The organism is Geodermatophilus sp. SYSU D00079, from assembly GCF_054050635.1.
Genome location: NZ_JBJGZS010000006.1, coordinates 57,222 through 74,484, shown reverse-complemented (window position 1 = coordinate 74,484; position 17,263 = coordinate 57,222). Strand labels below are relative to the sequence as shown.

General features: G+C 77.1%; 19 protein-coding genes. 3 read left to right on the top strand and 16 right to left on the bottom strand.

What is annotated here, in order from left to right; all coding sequences use genetic code 11:
• Positions 1 to 4 precede the first annotated feature (4 nt).
• The 8 genes from ACI79E_RS07755 to ACI79E_RS07720 form a co-directional block, all read right to left on the bottom strand.
• The gene (locus tag ACI79E_RS07755) at positions 5 to 1,399 is read right to left on the bottom strand and encodes an RsmB/NOP family class I SAM-dependent RNA methyltransferase (RefSeq protein WP_456931946.1); all 1,395 of its coding nucleotides are present in this window, start codon (positions 1,397 to 1,399) and stop codon (positions 5 to 7) included.
• Positions 1,396 to 2,319, bottom strand: coding sequence for a methionyl-tRNA formyltransferase (gene fmt / locus ACI79E_RS07750; RefSeq protein WP_456931945.1), 924 nt, complete (start codon positions 2,317 to 2,319; stop codon positions 1,396 to 1,398). The genes ACI79E_RS07755 and fmt overlap by 4 nt, the downstream gene beginning before the upstream one ends.
• 5 nt (positions 2,320 to 2,324) lie before the next feature.
• Positions 2,325 to 2,858 (bottom strand): peptide deformylase, encoded by a 534-nt coding sequence (gene def / locus ACI79E_RS07745; RefSeq protein ID WP_456931944.1) that lies wholly within the window; start codon positions 2,856 to 2,858, stop codon positions 2,325 to 2,327.
• Between the two features lie 33 nt (positions 2,859 to 2,891).
• On the bottom strand, positions 2,892 to 3,110 hold the full coding sequence (locus tag ACI79E_RS07740) for a hypothetical protein (RefSeq protein ID WP_456931943.1): 219 nt from the start codon (positions 3,108 to 3,110) through the stop codon (positions 2,892 to 2,894).
• A 113-nt stretch (positions 3,111 to 3,223) separates the two neighbouring features.
• The gene (locus ACI79E_RS07735) at positions 3,224 to 4,102 is read right to left on the bottom strand and encodes a protein kinase domain-containing protein (RefSeq protein WP_456931942.1); all 879 of its coding nucleotides are present in this window, start codon (positions 4,100 to 4,102) and stop codon (positions 3,224 to 3,226) included.
• 117 nt (positions 4,103 to 4,219) lie between these two features.
• Positions 4,220 to 4,360, bottom strand: a complete 141-nt coding sequence (locus ACI79E_RS07730) for a hypothetical protein (protein ID WP_456931941.1) — start codon at positions 4,358 to 4,360, stop codon at positions 4,220 to 4,222.
• Between the two features lie 139 nt (positions 4,361 to 4,499).
• Positions 4,500 to 4,640 carry a hypothetical protein gene (locus ACI79E_RS07725; protein WP_456931940.1) on the bottom strand — a complete coding sequence of 47 codons (141 nt, stop codon included), beginning with the start codon at positions 4,638 to 4,640 and terminating at the stop codon, positions 4,500 to 4,502.
• Positions 4,641 to 4,646: 6 nt separating this feature from the next.
• Complete coding sequence (locus ACI79E_RS07720; RefSeq protein ID WP_456931939.1) at positions 4,647 to 6,515, bottom strand: ABC transporter ATP-binding protein; 1,869 nt, start codon at positions 6,513 to 6,515, stop codon at positions 4,647 to 4,649.
• A 198-nt stretch (positions 6,516 to 6,713) separates the two neighbouring features.
• On the opposite strand from ACI79E_RS07720, the gene ACI79E_RS07715 reads away from it, so the two are divergent.
• The 3 genes from ACI79E_RS07715 to ACI79E_RS07705 are packed head-to-tail and all read left to right on the top strand — an operon-like array spanning position 6,714 to position 9,588.
• Positions 6,714 to 7,979: a sensor histidine kinase gene (locus tag ACI79E_RS07715; RefSeq protein ID WP_456931938.1), complete on the top strand. Its 1,266-nt coding sequence runs from the start codon at positions 6,714 to 6,716 to the stop codon at positions 7,977 to 7,979.
• Positions 7,976 to 8,620 (top strand): response regulator, encoded by a 645-nt coding sequence (locus ACI79E_RS07710; protein WP_456931937.1) that lies wholly within the window; start codon positions 7,976 to 7,978, stop codon positions 8,618 to 8,620. Before ACI79E_RS07715 ends, ACI79E_RS07710 begins: the two co-directional genes overlap by 4 nt.
• The gene (locus tag ACI79E_RS07705) at positions 8,620 to 9,588 is read left to right on the top strand and encodes a hypothetical protein (protein WP_456931936.1); all 969 of its coding nucleotides are present in this window, start codon (positions 8,620 to 8,622) and stop codon (positions 9,586 to 9,588) included. The genes ACI79E_RS07710 and ACI79E_RS07705 overlap by 1 nt, the downstream gene beginning before the upstream one ends.
• 9 nt (positions 9,589 to 9,597) lie before the next feature.
• On the opposite strand, the gene ACI79E_RS07700 is transcribed toward ACI79E_RS07705, so the two are convergent.
• The 8 genes from ACI79E_RS07700 to pyrF form a co-directional block, all read right to left on the bottom strand.
• Positions 9,598 to 11,577, bottom strand: coding sequence for a primosomal protein N' (locus tag ACI79E_RS07700; RefSeq protein WP_456931935.1), 1,980 nt, complete (start codon positions 11,575 to 11,577; stop codon positions 9,598 to 9,600).
• Between the two features lie 95 nt (positions 11,578 to 11,672).
• On the bottom strand, positions 11,673 to 12,869 hold the full coding sequence (metK, locus tag ACI79E_RS07695; RefSeq protein ID WP_456931934.1) for a methionine adenosyltransferase: 1,197 nt from the start codon (positions 12,867 to 12,869) through the stop codon (positions 11,673 to 11,675).
• A 117-nt stretch (positions 12,870 to 12,986) separates the two neighbouring features.
• Positions 12,987 to 14,198 (bottom strand): bifunctional phosphopantothenoylcysteine decarboxylase/phosphopantothenate--cysteine ligase CoaBC, encoded by a 1,212-nt coding sequence (coaBC, locus tag ACI79E_RS07690; RefSeq protein WP_456931933.1) that lies wholly within the window; start codon positions 14,196 to 14,198, stop codon positions 12,987 to 12,989.
• Between the two features lie 134 nt (positions 14,199 to 14,332).
• On the bottom strand, positions 14,333 to 14,596 hold the full coding sequence (gene rpoZ / locus ACI79E_RS07685) for a DNA-directed RNA polymerase subunit omega (RefSeq protein ID WP_012949163.1): 264 nt from the start codon (positions 14,594 to 14,596) through the stop codon (positions 14,333 to 14,335).
• Positions 14,597 to 14,669: 73 nt separating this feature from the next.
• Positions 14,670 to 15,281, bottom strand: coding sequence for a guanylate kinase (gene gmk, locus ACI79E_RS07680; protein ID WP_456931932.1), 612 nt, complete (start codon positions 15,279 to 15,281; stop codon positions 14,670 to 14,672).
• Positions 15,282 to 15,318: 37 nt separating this feature from the next.
• Positions 15,319 to 15,669 carry an integration host factor, actinobacterial type gene (mihF, locus tag ACI79E_RS07675; protein WP_456931931.1) on the bottom strand — a complete coding sequence of 117 codons (351 nt, stop codon included), beginning with the start codon at positions 15,667 to 15,669 and terminating at the stop codon, positions 15,319 to 15,321.
• Between the two features lie 381 nt (positions 15,670 to 16,050).
• Positions 16,051 to 16,353 (bottom strand): hypothetical protein, encoded by a 303-nt coding sequence (locus tag ACI79E_RS07670; protein ID WP_456931930.1) that lies wholly within the window; start codon positions 16,351 to 16,353, stop codon positions 16,051 to 16,053.
• A complete protein-coding gene (gene pyrF / locus ACI79E_RS07665) occupies positions 16,350 to 17,228 on the bottom strand; it encodes an orotidine-5'-phosphate decarboxylase (protein ID WP_456931929.1) in 879 nt (292 codons plus the stop codon). Before pyrF ends, ACI79E_RS07670 begins: the two co-directional genes overlap by 4 nt.
• Positions 17,229 to 17,263 lie beyond the last annotated feature (35 nt).

Sequence of the window (17,263 nt, the reverse complement as noted above, 5' to 3'; positions counted from 1 at the left end):
ACCCTCAGCGGGTGCGGCGGAGCAACGCCATGAACATGGCGTCGGTGCCGTGCCGGTGCGGCCACAGCTGCCCGTACCGGCCGCGGGCCACGCCGGGGACCTCCGGGAACAGCGGGGCGACCGGCAGCACCTCGACGTCGTCCCGTGCCGCGGCGGCGTCGACCACCGCGACGGTCTCCGCGGCGTGCGGGGAGCAGGTCACGTAGGCGACCACACCCCCGGGCCGCACCGAGGCCAGCGCGCCGTGGAGCAGCGCCGTCTGCAGCTCCACCAGCGGCGCGACGTCGTCGGGGGTGCGCCGCCAGCGGACCTCCGGCCGGCGGCGCAGCGCGCCCAGCCCGGTGCACGGGGCGTCGAGCAGCACCCGGTCGAACGAGCCCGGAGCCCACGGTGGTTGCCGGCCGTCGGCGACGAGCACCTCGGTGCCCGCCGCCCCGGCCAGCGCCGACCGCACCAGCTCGGCGCGGTGCGGGGACCGGTCCGCGGCGGTCAGCGCGACGCCCTCGGGGCGCACCGCGGCCAGCAGGCCGGCCTTGCCGCCCGGGCCCGCGCACACGTCCAGCCAGGCGGTGTCCGGGCCCTCGAGCGGGGCGCGGGTCAGCAGGAGCGCGGCCAACTGGCTGCCCTCGTCCTGCACCGCGGCGGTCCCCTCGCGGACCGCGGCCACCCGGCCCGGGTCACCGCCGCCGAGCCGCACCGCGTACGGCGACCACGGGCCCGGGGTCCCGCCGGACTCCTCGGCCAGCCGCTCGCGGTCAACCCGCCGGGCCACCAGGTGCACCTCCGGCGCGGCGTCGTCGGCCAGCAGTGCGGCCTCCAGCTCGTCGTCGCCCCCCAGGGCCTCGCGCCAGGCCTCGACGATCCACCCGGGGTGGTCGGTGGCCAGGGCCAGCCGCCGGTCGCCGTCGGCACCGAGCCGGTCCAGCCAGGCGGCGCGGTCCCCGCCGGCGGCCACCTTGCGGAGCACCGCGTTGACCAGCCCGGAGGCGCCGGCACCGACGATCGCGCGGGTCAGGTCGACGGTGGTGTCCACCGCCGCGTGGGCCGGCACCCGCAGGTCGAGCAGCTGGTGGGCGCCCAGCCGGAGCAGGTCGAGGACGCGGGGGTCCAGCTCGGTCAGCGGACGGTCGACCAGCCCGGCCAGCACCGCGTCGAGGGTGCCCTGCGCCCGCAGCGTGCCGTAGGCGAGCTGGGTGGTGAACGCCGCGTCGCGCTGGTCGAGCCCGCGTTCGCGCAGCAGCTGCGGGAGCAGCAGGTTGGCGTAGGCATCGCGGGAGGAGACGGCGTCCAGGACGTCGTAGGCGGTCAGCCGGGCACCGTCCAGCCGCGGGCGCGCCGGACGCCGGCGGTCCCGGCCCCCGGGCCGGGGCCGGCCGGGCCGGCGGGGTGGGTGGGTCACGACTCCCCGAACCTCTCCCCCGGCGCCGGACGGGCGCCGCGCGCCCAGTCGGCGGCGGGCAGCAGACGCTTGCCCGCCGGCTGCACCCCGCCGAGGCGCACCGCGCCGCGGCCGGTGCCCACGAGCACCCCGGTCGGCCCGACCGACAGCTCCCCGGGCGTCAGCCCCAGCGACGTCGGCAGCGGCTCGACCGGGCCCAGGCGCAGCCGTTCGCCCCGCCAGGTGGTCCACGCGCCGGGTGACGGGGTCACCCCGCGCACCCGACGGTCGACGACGTGCGCGGGCAGGGCCCAGTCGACGCGGGCGTCGGCCGGCTCGATCCGCGGCGCCAGGCTGACGCCCTCGGCCGGCTGCGGCTCGGGGACGAGCGTGCCGGCCTCGATGCCGTCCAGCGTGGCCAGCAACAAGCGGGCGCCGCTGACGGCCAGCCGGCCCAGCAGGTCCCCGGCGGTGTCGCGCGGCGCGATCGGCTCGGTGACCACGCCGTAGACCGGGCCGGTGTCCATGCCGGCCTCCAGCCGGAAGGTGGACGCGCCGGTCACCTCGTCACCGGCCATGACCGCGTGCTGCACCGGGGCTGCGCCGCGCCATGCCGGCAGCAGCGAGAAGTGCAGGTTGACCCAGCCGTGCCGGGGCAGGTCGAGCGCCGACTGTGGCAGCAGCGCGCCGTAGGCGACCACCGGGGCGCAGTCGACGGCGAGGTCGGCCAGCTGAGCGAGGAACTCCGGCTCGCGCGGCGACCGCGGCTGCAGCACCGGCACGCCGGCGGCGTCGGCCCGCTCCGCGACCGGCGAGCGGCTCACCCGGCGGCCGCGGCCGGAGCGGGCGTCGGGTCGGGTCAGGACGGCGGCCACCTCGTGCCCGGAGTCCAGCAGCAGGTCCAGCGAGGGGACGGCGACCTCCGGCGTCCCGGCGAACAACAGCCTCAGTGGGGGCTCACCTCCACGCGCGGGACCCAGGCACCCATGCCGGCCCACTCGGCCTCGGCGATGGCGGCCAGCGCGGCCTCCTTGGCGCCCGGCGCCAGGCGGTCGACGAACAGGACGCCGTCGAGGTGGTCGACCTCGTGCTGCACCGCGCGCGCCAGCAGGTGCGAGCCCTCCACCCGGACCGGCTCACCGTGCACGTCGAAGCCGGTCGCGGCCACGTAGAGGTGCCGGCGGCAGTCGTAGGCGAAGCCGGGGATGGACAGGCAGCCCTCCGGCCCCTCCTCGGTCTCCTCCCCCACGGGTACGACCTCGGGGTTGACCAGGTGACCGACCTGGCCGTCGACGTACCAGGTGAACACCCGCACGCCGACGCCGATCTGCGGCGCGGCCAGGCCGGCGCCGCCCGCGGCGAGCATCGTGTCGGTGAGGTCGTCGACGAGCCGGCGCAGCTCGGCGTCGAAGTCGACGACCGGGGTGGCGGGCGTGCGCAGCACCGGGTCGCCGTAGAGGCGGATGGGGGTCACGCTCACCGGTCGATCGTAGGCGGCGGCCCCCTCGGCTCCTCAGCCCGTCGGGGCGAGCTGCGTGACGGCGCCCATGCCCTCCGGCTCGCCGCCGCTGGGACCGTCGTCCGGGCCGCAACGGCTCAGGCTCACCGAGATGGTGAGGACCACGACCAGCGCCACCAGGGCCAGGACCGCCCACCTCCCCCAGCGCCGCAGGTCGCCGGGGCGGGGCTCGCTGCCCCGGGTGCCGTCAGGTGGGGGGTTGGTCGAAGACACGCGGGCTCCTCGCCGTCGGGGGACGTCGAGGTGCGCGGGGCTCGGCTCCTCGAGACCCCGACCCGGCTACCCCGGTCGTCGTCCCGCGACACACGGACGCGGTCGGGCCGGGGTCAGCCGGCGGCGAGGGCCGTGGGGCGCTCGGCCGGACGCCCGGAGCCCAGGAGACCGTCGGCCCAGTCCGGCCACGGCCGCTCGTCCTCGTCGTCCCCGGAGTACCGGACGAGCTCGGTCATGGCCACCTCGACGGGGGGCCGGCGACCGGGGTCGTCGTCGGTGAGCCGGTCGATGACCGCCACGACGCCGTCGGCGTCCCGGGCCTCGGGGTCGAGCATCTTGCGCAGGGTGGCGCCGACGCCGTAGACGTCCATCGCCGGGGTGACCGGGCCGCCGAGCGCGGCGGCCAGCTCCGGCCCGCGGTACCCGTCGGTGCCCACGTGCTCGTCGGGGGCCAGCACGCTGGCCAGCGGGCGGGAGGAGCCGAGGTCGACCAGCCGGGGCCGGCGGTCGACGAGCATCACGTTGTAGGGGTCGACGTCCATGTGGGCGAGCCCGCAGGCGTGCAGCGCGCGGACGGCCCCGAGCAGCAGCACACCCAGGCAGGCGACGTCCTCGGGCTGCATCGGCCCGTCGTCGGTCAGGCTCTCGTAGAGGGAGTCGCCGTCGAGGTACTCGACGGCGATGAACGGCACCGGCGCCTCGCGGCCGTCGTGCAGGAGCCGCGGGAGCGCCGGGTGCCGGACGGCGGACAGGGCCCGGACCTCGCGGTCGAGGGCGATGGCGTGCCGCGGCTTCCAGCCCGGCCGGACGACCTTCACCACGGCGGGCGCCCAGAGGTCGACCGACCAGCACAGCCAGGTCTCCCGGCGGTGGCCGACGGCCAGCAGGTCCCAGGCGAGGTAGCCGGGCACCACCGGGCCGCCCTCCTCGGGGTTCCACTGGGGGCGGCCGTCACGCTCGGCCGGGGCCACGGGCGTGGCGGTCGATTCCACGGTGCTCTCCTCGGGTGGTTGGACGGCGGCGTTGGGGGTATCGGACGGCGGATCACATCTGGAGACGGCATCGCCGCCCCGCCGGATGTCGGCCGGCGGGACGGCGATGACCCGAGGTCACCAGCTCCACGAGCTGGTCTTGCTCTTCCAGGAGTTGGACGAGCTGGTCCAACCGCCACCGTGCCGGCGGCGACGGCGGCGGCGACGGCGGTTCTCGGGAGCCGAGACCTCACCGACGATGCGACGGAAAGTGGTCATTGCGTTTCACCTCCTCTCGACGGTCGCGGGGGTGGTGGGGACGAGGACACGACCGCGGCGCGGACCCGCAGGCTGCGGTGCGCCGCCGGGGCGCCGTGCCCCGCCGGATGTCGGCCGGCGGGACGACGGTGACCCGAGGTCACCAGCTCCAGGAGCTGCTCTTGCTCTTCCAGGAGTTGGAGGAGCTGGTCCAGCCGCCACCGTGCCGGCGGCGACGGCGCCGACGCCGGCGGTTCTCCGGAGCCGAGACCTCACCGACGATGCGACGGAAAGTGGTCATTGCGATTCACCTCCTCTCGACGGTCTCGTGGGTGGTGGGGACGAGGGCACGACCGCGCCGACGGCCTCCCGAGTGCGGTGCGCCGTCCCGGTGGGCGCCCGTCGCCGGGCGGACACCGTCGTCAGACGGGTCGGTCCGGGGCTCGGGCACGCCGTCCGGCGACGCGGGCGGACGCTGAGGGGTGACGGTCACGGTCCGGTCGGCGATGGCCGCGAGGACCGGGTCGTGCGTCACGAGCAGGACCGTGCGGCCACGGGTGGCCGAGCGGATCGCGCCGACGACCTGCCGCGCGGCCTCGGCGTCCAGCGACGTCGTCGGCTCGTCCAGGAGCACGACCGGCGCGGTCGACACCACGGCCCGCGCCAGCGCCACCCGGCGGCGCTGACCGCCCGACAGCATGGCCCCGCTCTCGCCGAGCTGGGTGTCGTAGCCCTGCGGCAGGGAGTGGGCGAACTCGTCGACCCAGGCGATGCGGCCGGCGGCGAGCACCTCGGCGCGGGTGGCGTCGGGGTTCCCGAAGGCGATGTTCTCGGCGAGGGTGCCGTCGAGCAGCCACGGGTCCTGCGGCACGAAGGCCAGCTGCCGCCGGAGCTCCACCGTCGCGAGTTCCCGGATGTCGACGCCGTCGAGCAGCACCCGCCCGGCGTCGGGGTCGTAGAGCCGCAGCAGCAGGGAGAGGACCGTGCTCTTGCCGGCCCCGCTGGGCCCGAAGAGGCACACCGTCTCACCGGCGCCGACGGTGAGGTCGAAGTCGTGCAGGACCGGCCGGTCCGGACCGTAGGCGAAGCCCACGGACTCCAGCCGGATGCCCTCGGTCACCGGCGGCACCGGCCGCGGCTCGGCGGGCTCGGGCACCGCCTCCGTGCAGGACAGCACCTGGTCGATGCGCTGCGCGCTGGCGTGCGCCTTGGCCTGCACCCCGATCAGCCGCACGAGGCCGCGCACCGGGGAGTTCAGCTGCCGCAGGTAGGCCAGCACCACGAGCAGCTGCCCGACGCTGAGCGTCCCGTTGCGCACCTGGAGACCGCCGGCGACCAGCACGATGCCCGATCCGACGGTGAGCACGATGTCGGGGATCGGGCTCCAGCGGGCGTCCACGACCGCCGCCCGGGTCTGCGCGGCCACCGCGCGGTCGTTGGGCTCGCCGAAGAGCTGGCCGGCCCGGTCGAGACGGCCGAAGGCCTGCACGGCACGCACGTTGCGCAGCAGCTCGGTGGCCACCCCGGACAGGCGGCCGGACGCCTCCCGTGCCGCCATCGTCGCGATCCGGACCCGGCGGCGCTGGATCGCGGTCAGCCAGGCCAGCGCCGGGAGGACGGCCAGCCCCAGCCAGGCCAGGGACGGGTCCACTGCGAACAGCAGCACCAAGGCGCCGGTCAGCAGCAGCAGGTCGGGCAGCAGCTGGGTGAAGACCAGCACCACCGCGTCCAGCATCCGGCCGACGTCGGAGGTGAGCCGGGAGGTGATCTCCCCGGTGCGCGTCCGGTCGTGCCAGCGCAGCGACAGGGTCACCGCCCGTGCGAAGAGCGCGGACCGCATGGCCCCGCCCATCCGCTCGGCCGCCCGCTCTGCCCACACCCGGCCGGCCACGTCGAGGACGGCGCCGAGCACCGACAGCCCGACGAGCGCGAGGCCGGCGGCCACCAGCAGGCCGAACGGACCCAGCCCGGACAGGACCCCCGCCGGCCCCTCGAGGGGCTTGTCCCCGAGGGCGTGGTCGACGGCGAGCGCCAGCGGCCACGGGCTGAGCAGCGTCGTGGCGACGTCGACGACCGCCGCGCCGCCGGCCAGGCCGAGGAGCCCGGCCTGCGGACGGATGAAGGGCGCCGCGACACGCAGCGCCCCCGGAGGCCGGTGGGCTGCGTGTGTGGACATGCCGGCAAGCGTGGTCCGGGACAGCGGTGAGTCTCCATACCTCCCTGGGAGTACGTCGAGAGTCCCTGTCGTCCCGGACGCGGCGCGATCAAAGTGGACGAAGGCGGCCCGGAACCGCCCTATGCTCCGAACGTGAGCTGGGTCACACCGGGGGGACGGCGGCCGCGGCCGGGTGTGCGACGGGTCTCCGTGGCGAGGGTGGTCACGCAGGTGACCGTCGCCGGGGTCGTGCTGGTCTTCGTACTCGCCGTCGTCAGCGGGGCGCTCGCCCGCGACGTCGGCGACGAGCTGCGCACCGGCGCCTTCGAGCGGCTCGCCGGCGTGACCGCGGCCGGCCTGGCTCCCGCCGTGGACGCCGACCCCGCCGTCCCGCCGGTCGCGTCCGGGGACCTGGACCGGCAGGTCACGGGGGTGCTGAGCGCCGGCCCGGTGGCCGCCGTGTCGGTCCGCGACGCCTCCGGCCGGGTGGTGTGGTCCGACCGCGCCGACCGGATCGGCCAGGTGGCCCCGCTGCCGGCCGTGGCCCGGCGCGCGCTGGCCACCGGGTCCGTGGTGAGCACCGTCGACGTCGCCGCGGACGGGTCGCCGCTGGTCGCCCACGCCGGCATCCGCGACGTCCACGGCACGCCGGTGCTCCTGGACCTCACCGAGCGCACGGCCGACGCCCCCGCCGTCCCCCGCCAGGTGTGGCTCGCCCTCGTGCCGCCCGCGCTCGTGGCCCTGCTGCTGCTGGTGGCGGCGGTCCTGCCCCTGACCTGGCGGCTGGCCGCCCAGGTGCGCTCCCACCAGCGCCACGACGCCGTGCTGCTGCGGGCGGCCGTCGACGCCCCGGAGGCCGAGCGCCGGCGGCTGGCCGCGGAGCTGCACGACACGGTCCTGCCCGTCCTCTCCGGGGTCGCGATGGAGCTCGACGCCGCGCGCCTGCGGGCGGGGGCCGCCGGGGCCTCGGAGGCGCGGCTGCCCCCCGGGGTGGTGGGCTCGGTGCGGCGGGCCATCGACGACGTGCGGGCGGTGGTGGCCGGGCCCGGGCCGGCGCGGGAACGGGTGCCCGACCTCGCCGGCCGGCTGCGCGGCCTGGCCGCCGAGCAGGAGGCCGCCGGGCTGCGCGTCTCGGTGACGACCTCCGGCACCGCCGGCCTGCCCGACCCCGTCGCAGGGCTGCTCTACCGCAGCGCCCGTGAGGCGCTGCGCAACGCCGTCGCCCACAGCCGGGCCACCTCGGCGGAGGTGACGGTCTCCCGCGAGGGGTCGACGGTCACCCTGGTCGTCGACGACGACGGCCGCGGCTTCGACCAGCAGCAGCTGGCCGAGCGCCGCCGCGACGGGCACGTGGGGCTGGACAGCCTGGGTGACCTGGTCGTCCGTGCGGGAGGCGCACTGACGGCGAACAGCTCGCCCGGTCAGGGCACCCGGCTGGTCGTCAGCCTGCCGGTCGACGCCGCGCCCGTGGGAGCCCTGCGGTGATCCGGGTCCTGGTCGTCGACGACCACGCCGTCGTCCGGGAGGGGCTGCGCAGCCTGCTCGGCGCCGCGGGCGACCTCGAGTGCATCGGCACGGCGTCCGACGGCGACGGCGCCGTCGAGCTGATCGACCAGCTCGCCCCGGACGTGGTCATGCTCGACCTGGCGATGCCCGGGCAGGACGGGATCAGCGTCATCCGCAGCCTGCGCACCCGCGGCAACGGCGTCCGCGTGCTGGTGCTCAGCTCCTACGCGGAGCGGCCGCTGGTGCTGGAGGCGCTCGACGCCGGCGCCGACGGCTACCTGCTCAAGCAGGCCGCGGCCGAGGCCATCCTCGACGCCGTCCGGGTCGTCGCCGCCGGCGGCTCGACGATCGACCCCCAGGTGGCGCCGGCCGTGCTCTCCGCCCTGCGCGACCGCGGCCAGGGCGACTCCCTCACCGAACGCGAACGTGAGGTCCTCGAACTGCTCCGGCAGGGCCATTCCAACAAGGTGATCGCCCGCCGGCTCCGCATCACGGAGGGAACCGTGAAGACCCACGTGACCCACATCCTCCACCGGGTGGGCGCGGCCGACCGGACGCAGGCGGCCCTCTGGGCCGAACGCCACCTGCGCCGCCCCCGGACCGAGGACGGCGGCCGCTGATGTCCGGCGCCCACCGCGGGGACCGGCACCTCGCCCTCCCCGAGCTCCCCGACGTGCGCCACCGGCCGGTCGTCCTGCGGCGGGCGGCGGGGGCCGGCCCACCGCAGCGCCGGTGGACCGCACTGCTGCGGGGGACCGCCGGTGCCGTCCTCGTGGCCGCGACCCTGGTCCTGGTGGCCCTGGCGGGCAGCTGGGCCGGCCTGTCGCTGCTCGGCACACCCCCGCGCTCCGGTACGAGCTCCCCGCTGGCCCAGGGGCCGGACGTCGGGCCGCCGCCGCCCACCCCGGTGCCCGACCAGCCGGCCCCCGAGCCCGACCCGCCGCGCGGGCCGGAGCCGCGCCCGCCGGCGGCCGAGCCGGGGGACGCCGGCCGGGAAGCGGGCGGGCCGCTGCAGCCGATGGCGCAGCAGGCGCCGGCCGCCGACACCCCACCGGCGCCCGCAGCGGTCCCCGCCCCGCCGCCCGCGCCCGACGCCGGCACCGGAGCCCTCCCCTCGATCGCGGTACCGACCCTCCCCCTCCCGGCGCCGGCCGCTCCCGCACCGGACCCGCCGCCCCAGCCCCCGGCAGCGGACCCACCGGCCGCCGGCCCGCCGGTGGACCCGTCTCCGCCGGCCTCGCCGTCCACCCCGGCGGACCCGTCCCCGCCGGCCTCCCCGTCCCCGCCGGCGGCTCCCGACGAGGACGACCCGACCGACGACCCGGACGGCCACTCCCCGCCCCCGTACCCCGACGGGCACCCGCCGGAGGACGACGCCGGCCACGGGCACGGACACGGGTACGACGACGCGGTCGACGGCGACTCCCGCTCCGGCGGGCGGCACGGCGGGTCGGAGGGGTACCGGCAGCCGACCCCCGAGCCGGTGGACGACGCCGACTGCGCCACCCGGCACCGGGACCACCACCGTGACCGGGCCTGTGACCCCGACCGGGAGGCCGCCGAGGGCGACGACTGGACCCGCGACTGACCCGCCGGCTCAGACCAGGTCGAGCGGGTCCAGTTGCACGCGGACGTGCTCGGCGGCCTTCTTTGCGCTGCGGACGCCCTGCACCTCGGCGAGCGCGTGCGCCAGCGCGACGCCCTCCGTCCGCGGCACCCGGACCAGGTAGCGCTCCCGCTCGCCGTCCTGACCGGGGCGGGGCGAATCGGGGACCGGCCCGAGCAGGTCGGCGTCATCGGGCAGCCGGGCGGTCGCCAGGAACTCCTCCAGGGCCGCCGGGCTGCCCGCCAGCGCGGCCATCCGGGTGGCGGGCGGGAAGCCCAGCTCCCGGCGGTCGGCCAGCTCCCGGGCGGCGAGCCAGGCGGGGTCCCAGCGCACCAGCGCCTGGACGACGGCGTGGGTGGCGTCCGCGGCGACGACGACCTGGCCGCCGGCGGACGCCGGTCGCACGAGCGCGGCGGCGTTCATCCAGCGGCGCAGCGTCTCCTCCCCCGCGCGCAGGTCGGCGCGGCCGAGCAGCGCCCACGAGTCCAGCAGCAGCGCGGCCCCGTACCCGCCCTCGGCGACCGGCTCCGCGCCGGGGGTGGCCACGACCAGCGCCGGACCGGCCGGCACGGAGGCCAGCACCCCGGACCCGCGGCCGGACACCCGCACCGCCGCGCCCGGGAACGCGCGGCCCAGCTCCTCGGCGGTACGCGCGGCCCCGACCACGGAGGCCCGCAGCTTCGTGCCGTGGCAGTGCGGGCAGTCGAAGGTGGCCGCCGGGCGGGCGCACCAGCGGCAGGCCGGCACCCGGGAGCCGCCCGGGCCCGGCGTCGGTGAGATGCCCAGCGGCCCGGAGCAGACCGCGCAGCGGGCCGGTGCCCGGCAGCGGTCGCACGCGAGGCCCGGCGCGTACCCGGCGCGGGGCACCTGGACCAGCACCGGCGCCCCGTCGGCCAGGGCCTGGCGGGCCACCCGGTGGGCGAGGCTGGGCAGCCGCGCGGTGCGGGCGGCGGGGTCGCGGGCGAGCTCCGCGTCGGCACCGAGGGCCTGCACGCGGGGTGCGGCGGCCCGCAGCGTGGCCCGGTCGGCGGTCAGTTCGTGGGCCCACCCGCTCTCCACGAGCAGCTGCGCCTCGGCGGTGCGCGCCGTGGCGGCGACCACGGCGGCGCACGAGGCCAGGTGCGCCCGGTGGACGAGCACGTCACGGGCGTGGGCGTAGGGCGCGCGGGGCTCGGCGTGCAGGTCGTCGCCGTCGTCCCAGACCGCGACCAGGCCGAGGTCGGCCACCGGCGCCAGCGCCGCCGCGCGGGTGCCCAGGACCACGGTGGCGCTGCCCCGGGCGGCCTCCAGGAACCGGCGGTAGCGGGCGTCGGGGGCGGCGTCGGCGCGCAGCACCACGAAGGAGCCGGCCGGGAGCCGCTGCTCGGCGGCGGCGGCGAGGCGGTCGAGGTCCCGGCCGTCGGGTACGACGACCAGCGCGCCGCGCCCTCCCGACAGCGCGGCCTGGCACAGCTCGGTCAGCCGGGCCGGCCAGTCCTCGCCGGGCAGCGCCGTCCAGACCGCGCGCGCCGGCCGGCCCTCCGCGACGGCGGTGAGCAGCGCGGAACCGGTCGGGTAGCGCGCGAAGGCCGCCGGGTCCGGCGCGGCCGGAGCCGGCGGCCGCTCCGCGGGCGGGCGCTTCTCGGCCGCGGCACGCCGGGGCGGGACGGCCAGCCGCAGCACGTCGGTGACGGTCCCGCCCCAGCGCTCGGCCACCGACCGGGCCAGCGCCAGCACCTCGGGGGTGAGCACCGGCTCGGAGGAGACGAGCTTGGCCAGCGGCGCGAGCCTGCCGCCGTGCTCGCTGGTCTCCCCCAGCTCGACGACGAACCCGTCGACGAGCTGGCCGGCGAAGCGCACCCGCACCCGGCAGCCCGGCCGCACGTCGTCGGCCATCGTCTCGGGGACGGCGTAGTCGAAGGGCCGGTCGAGGTGCGCCAGGGGCACGTCGACGACGACCCGTGCGACCTTCGGCCTGGTCTGGAGGCTCACCGCGAGCGCGCGAGGGGTCCGACGGCCCCGGTGCAGGGTCCCGCCGCGAGCCTGCGAGTGGTGGGGGGCACCGGGGTCCTTCTAGGGGTCCTCCGTCAGGCCCCGGCGGCCGAGCGGAGCGCCTCGACGCGGTCCAGCCGCTCCCACGGCAGGTCGACGTCGGTGCGCCCGAAGTGGCCGTAGGCGGCCGTCGGGCCGTAGATGGGGCGCAGCAGGTCCAGGTCGCGCACGATCGCGCCCGGGCGCAGGTCGAAGACCGAGCCGATGGCCTTCTCCAGGACGTCGTCGGCGACCGTGCCGGTGCCGAAGGTCTCCACGAACAGGCCGACGGGGTGGGCGGCGCCGATCGCGTAGGCGACCTGCACCTCGCAGCGGCGGGCGAGCCCGGCGGCGACCACGTTCTTGGCCACCCAGCGCATGGCGTAGGCGCCGGAGCGGTCGACCTTCGACGGGTCCTTGCCGGAGAACGCGCCGCCGCCGTGGCGGGCCATCCCGCCGTAGGTGTCGACGATGATCTTGCGGCCGGTCAGCCCGGCGTCACCCATCGGGCCGCCGATGACGAACTTGCCGGTGGGGTTGACCAGCAGCCGGTACCCGGTGGTGGGCAGGCCGAGCGCGGCGAGCTCGGGCTCGACCACCAGCTCCTGGACGTCGGGGGTGAGCAGCTGCTCGATGGAGATGTCCTCGGCGTGCTGGGAGGAGACGACCACGGTGTCCACGCCGACCGGCCGGTCGTCCTCGTAGACGACGGTCACCTGCGTCTTGCCGTCGGGCCGCAGGTAGGGCACCGAGCCGTCCTTGCGGACCGCCGACAACCGCCGGGCCAGCCGGTGGGCCAGCGCGATGGGCAGCGGCATGAGCTCGGGGGTCTCGTCGGTCGCGTAGCCGAACATGAGCCCCTGGTCGCCGGCGCCCTGGCGCTCGATCTCGTCCTCCGACGTGCCCGCGGTGCGTGCCTCGTAGCCGGTGTCGACGCCCTGCGCGATGTCCGGGGACTGCGAGCCGATCGACACGCTGACGCCGCAGGAGGCGCCGTCGAAGCCCTTGCGGGAGGAGTCGTAGCCGATGCCGAGGATGGTGCGCCGGACGATCTCGGCGATCTCGACGTAGCCCGCCGTGGTGACCTCGCCGGCGATGTGCACCTGGCCGGTCGTGATGAGCGTCTCGACGGCCACCCGGCTGCGCGGGTCCTGCGTGAGCATGGCGTCGAGGATGGCGTCGCTGATCTGGTCGGCGATCTTGTCCGGGTGGCCCTCGGTCACCGACTCGGACGTGAAGAGACGGCGTGGCACTCGGGGCTCCTTGGGTCGGTGACGGTTCTGCGGGTGACGGTGCCGCCGGGTGGCAGGTGCGTCCGGGTGCACGTTACCGGCGGGCGGCGACGGCAGGGCGCGCCGTACGGGCCCCGTTCAGGACAGCCGGGCGGCGACGGCGGTCCAGATGCCGGCGGCGACGGCGTCCTTGCTGCCCTCGGGCAGCTCGGTGACGGCGCCGTCGGCGCCGAGGACGACGGCGGCGTTGTCCGGCCGGCCGAAGACCCGACCGCCCGAGACGTCGTTGACCACGAGCAGGTCGCAGCCCTTGCGGGCGAGCTTGGCGCGGGCGTGGGTGAGGACGTCGCCGGCGTCGTCCCCGGTCTCGGCGGCGAACCCGACGACCAGCTGCCGGGGTGGCCGCTTGGTCACCAGCTCGGCGAGGACGTCGGGGTTGCGCACCAGGGGCACCGCGCTGGGTTCGGCGGCGCTGTCCTTCTTCAGCTTGGTCGCGGCGACCTCGGCCGGCCGGAAGTCGGCGACCGCGGCGGTCATGACGACGACGTCGGCGTCCGCCGCCTCGGCGAGCACGGCCGCGCGGAGCTCCTCGGCCGTCCCGACCGGGACGACACGGACGCCGAACGGCGCCGGGAGGTCGACGTTGGCCGCGACGAGGGTGACGTCGGCGCCGCGCGCGGCGGCGACGCGGGCCAGCGCCCAGCCCTGCCGCCCCGAGGAACGGTTGCCGAGGTACCGGACCGGGTCCAGCGGCTCGCGGGTGCCGCCGGCGCTGACGACGACCCGGCGTCCGGCCAGGTCGGGGGCGAGCGCGGCGGCGCCGTCGGTGAGCACCACCGAGGCCAGCGCGGCGATGTCGGCCGGCTCGGGCAGCCGGCCGGGCCCGGAGTCCGGACCGGTCAGGCGGCCGACGGCGGGGGGCAGCACGATCGCGCCGCGGCGGCGCAGGGTGGCCACGTTGTCCTTCGTGGCCGGGTGCAGCCACATCTCGGTGTGCATGGCCGGGGCGAAGACCACCGGGCAGGAGGCGGTGAGCAGGGTGGCGGTGAGCAGGTCGTCGGCGCGCCCGGCGGCCGCGCGGGCGAGCACGTCGGCGGTGGCGGGGGCGACGACGACGAGGTCCGCGGTCTGGCCGATGCGCACGTGGGCCACCTCGTCGACGTCGGACCAGACGTCGGTGGTGACCGGGTGCCCCGACAGCGCCTCGAAGGTGGCCGCGCCGACGAACCGCAGCGCGGCGGGCGTCGGGACGACGCGGACGTCGTGCCCGGCCTCGGTGAACGCACGCAGCAGCAGGGCGGCCTTGTAGGCGGCCACGCCCCCGCTGACGCCCAGCACGATGCGGCTCATGCGCTCATCCTCCCCCAGACACGACGACGCCCCCGGAGCGAACCGGGGGCGTCCTCACAACGAGGTGCTGGAACGGCCCCTCTGCAGGGACCCGCGCCGAGCTTGCGAGGCGTGGGGGGCAGAGGGGTCCTCTCTCAGTTCTCGCCGGCGGTGTGGGTCAGCAGGCCCTCGTTGATCTCGCGCAGGGCGATGGAGAGCGGCTTCTCCTGGGGGGCGGTGTCGACCAGCGGGCCGACGTACTCCAGCAGGCCCTCGGAGAGCTGGCTGTAGTAGGCGTTGATCTGCCGCGCGCGCTTGGCGGCGAAGATCACCAGGCCGTACTTGCTGCTGGTGCGCTCGAGCAGCTCGTCGATCGGCGGGTTGGTGATGCCCTCGGGGGCGGGTGCGACTCCGGACACGGGCGGGCGTGCTCCTCAGATCGTTCGGTGGGAGTGGCGGACGGCTGGGCTCCTGGCACGGAGGAGGCGGCCGCTACTCGTGGGCGCCGCTGCTCCGGACGGGGCCGGGCGACGGCGCAGTCAACAAGCTTACCAACTCGTCCGCAGCCCTGGCCACGTCGTCGTTGACCACGACGACGTCGAACTCCCCGGCGGAGTCCAGCTCGGCCTGGGCGATGGCCAGCCGGCGCTCCTGCACGGCGGGCGGCTCGGAGCCGCGACCGGCCAGCCGGCTGGCCAGCTCGGCCCACGACGGCGGGGCCAGGAAGACCAGCTGCGCGTCGGCGTCGCGGGCACGGACCTGCCGGGCGCCCTGCAGCTCGATCTCGAGCAGCGCCGGCGCCCCGGTGGCGAGTCGTTCGCGCACCGGGGCGACCGGCGTGCCGTAGCGGTTACCGGCGTACTCGGCCCACTCGAGGAGCCCGTCCTCGGCGATGAGCCGGTCGAACTCGGCGTCGTCGACGAAGTGGTAGTGCACCCCGTCGACCTCCCCGGGGCGCGGCCGGCGCGTGGTGGCCGAGACCGAGACCCACACCTCGGGGTACCGGCGCCTGACCTCGGCGAGGACGGTGCCCTTGCCGACCCCGGAGGGACCGGACAGCACGGTCAGCCGCGCCGGGGGGCGCTGGGGTGGTGCACTCGACACGCGTCGTCCTCGGCCTCCGGGTGCCTGGTCGTGCGGGTCAGCCCTCGGCGGAGACCTGGTCGGCGGCGACCTGCTCGCCGCCGAACTCGCTCTCCAGGGCCTTGCGCTGGTTGGCACCCAGGCCGCGCACCCGGCGGGTCGGGGAGATCTCGAGCCGCTCCATGATCTTGGCAGCCCGCGCCTTGCCGACTCCGGGCAGGGACTCCAGGACCGCGGAGACACGCATCTTGCCGATCACCTCGTCGGTCTCGCCCTGGCGGAGGACGTCGCCGACGGTGGCACCCTTGCTCTTGAGGCGCTCGCGCAGCTCGGCGCGGGTCTTGCGGGCCGCAGCGGCCTTCTCGAGGGCGGCGGCGCGCTGTTCGGGGGTCAGGTCAGGAAGAGGCATGGTGCGACCCAATCGTGTCGTCGCCGGCAGTCGTCTCGACCGGCGGGCTCGGGGCGGTGTCGGGGGCAGAGCTCACTGCTGAGCCTGTCGGCCAACCTAGTTCCCGGTATATGCGCAGGTCACGCCCGGATGACGCGAGGTGTTCCAGCAATCGGTGACTTTCTGCTCACCCTCCGTACCAGCTCGTCCTCACCGTCCGTCATACCCGCAGGTCAGACCCGACCTCGAGCCCGGCGATCCGGACGGCGGAAACGGACGGATCCGTCCCGACACACCGGCGACGACACGCCGACACCTGCCGGAAACCGCTGGTCCACGCGCCGGCACGCCCTCGCGGCGGCCCGTCGGCCCGTCGGCCCGGCGGCCAGGCGGGTCGGCGGGTCAGCGCGCGGCGCGGCGACCCGCCCGGCGGCCGAGCAGCCAGCCCCCGACGGCCGCCAGCACCAGCAGGCCGAGCACCACCAGGCCCGCGCCCGCGGCGTGCCGCCACGTCCAGAGGACCGTTCCGTCGAGGTCGAGCTCCAGCCGGCTCTCGTAGGCCGACGGGGCGCCGGGCACGAGCGGCGTGTAGCTGCCGCCGTAGGTCACCCAGCGGGCCGTGCCGGCCCACCAGGAGACGACGACGCCGGCAACGACCAGCGCCGTCCCGGCCCCGGCGGCCAGCCAGGGCGCGGCCCGCCTCACCCGGCCAGCTCGGCGGCCCACCGCTGCGCGGCGGCGCGCAGCGCGGCCGGGTCGGGGCCGGCGGCCAGGACGTCCCGGGACACGGTGGGGACCACGGCGGTGCCGGCGTCGAACAGCCGGCGCAGGTCGGCGCCCGACCCACCTTGGGCGCCCAGCCCCGGGGCGAGCACCGAACCGCCGAGCCCGGTCAGGTCGACGTCCAGCTCGCGCAGCGTGGCGCCGACGACCACGCCGAACGAGCCGGTCGCGGGGCCCCACCGGCCCGCGAGGTCGCGGACGGCGGCGACGTCGGGCAGGGGGTCGCCGACGACCCAGCCGGGGGTGTTCCAGCCGCGCACGGTGTCGACGACGACCTGGGCGACCGATCGCTCCCCCACGAGCGCGTGCTGCAGGGTGCCGGCGTCGGGGTTGGAGGTGCGGGCCAGCACGAACAGCCCCCCGCCGGACTGCCGGGCGGCGTCGACGGCCGGCTGCAGGGAGCCCGGGCCCAGGTAGGGGCTGACCGTCATCGCGTCGGCGTGCAGCGGGTGCCCGGGGCGCAGGACGTCGGCGTAGGCGTCCATCGTCGAGCCGATGTCCCCGCGCTTGGCGTCGAGCAGCACCAGTGCACCCGCGGCCCGCGCCCGCGCGACGGCCTCCTCCAGCACGGCCAGGCCGCGCGAGCCGTGCCGCTCGTAGAACGCGAGCTGGGGCTTGAGGACGGCGACGGTGCCGGCCAGGGCGTCGACGACCGCGTCGGTGAACCGGGCCAGCCCGTCGGGGTCGTCGGTCAGCCCCCAGCGCTCCAGCAGGGGGACGTGCGGGTCGATCCCGACGCACAGCGGTCCGCGGGCGGCGACGGCGTCGGCCAGGCGCTGCCCGAACGGCACGGTCACGACTCCTCCTCGCTGGCGTGCGTCGGGCCCGTGCC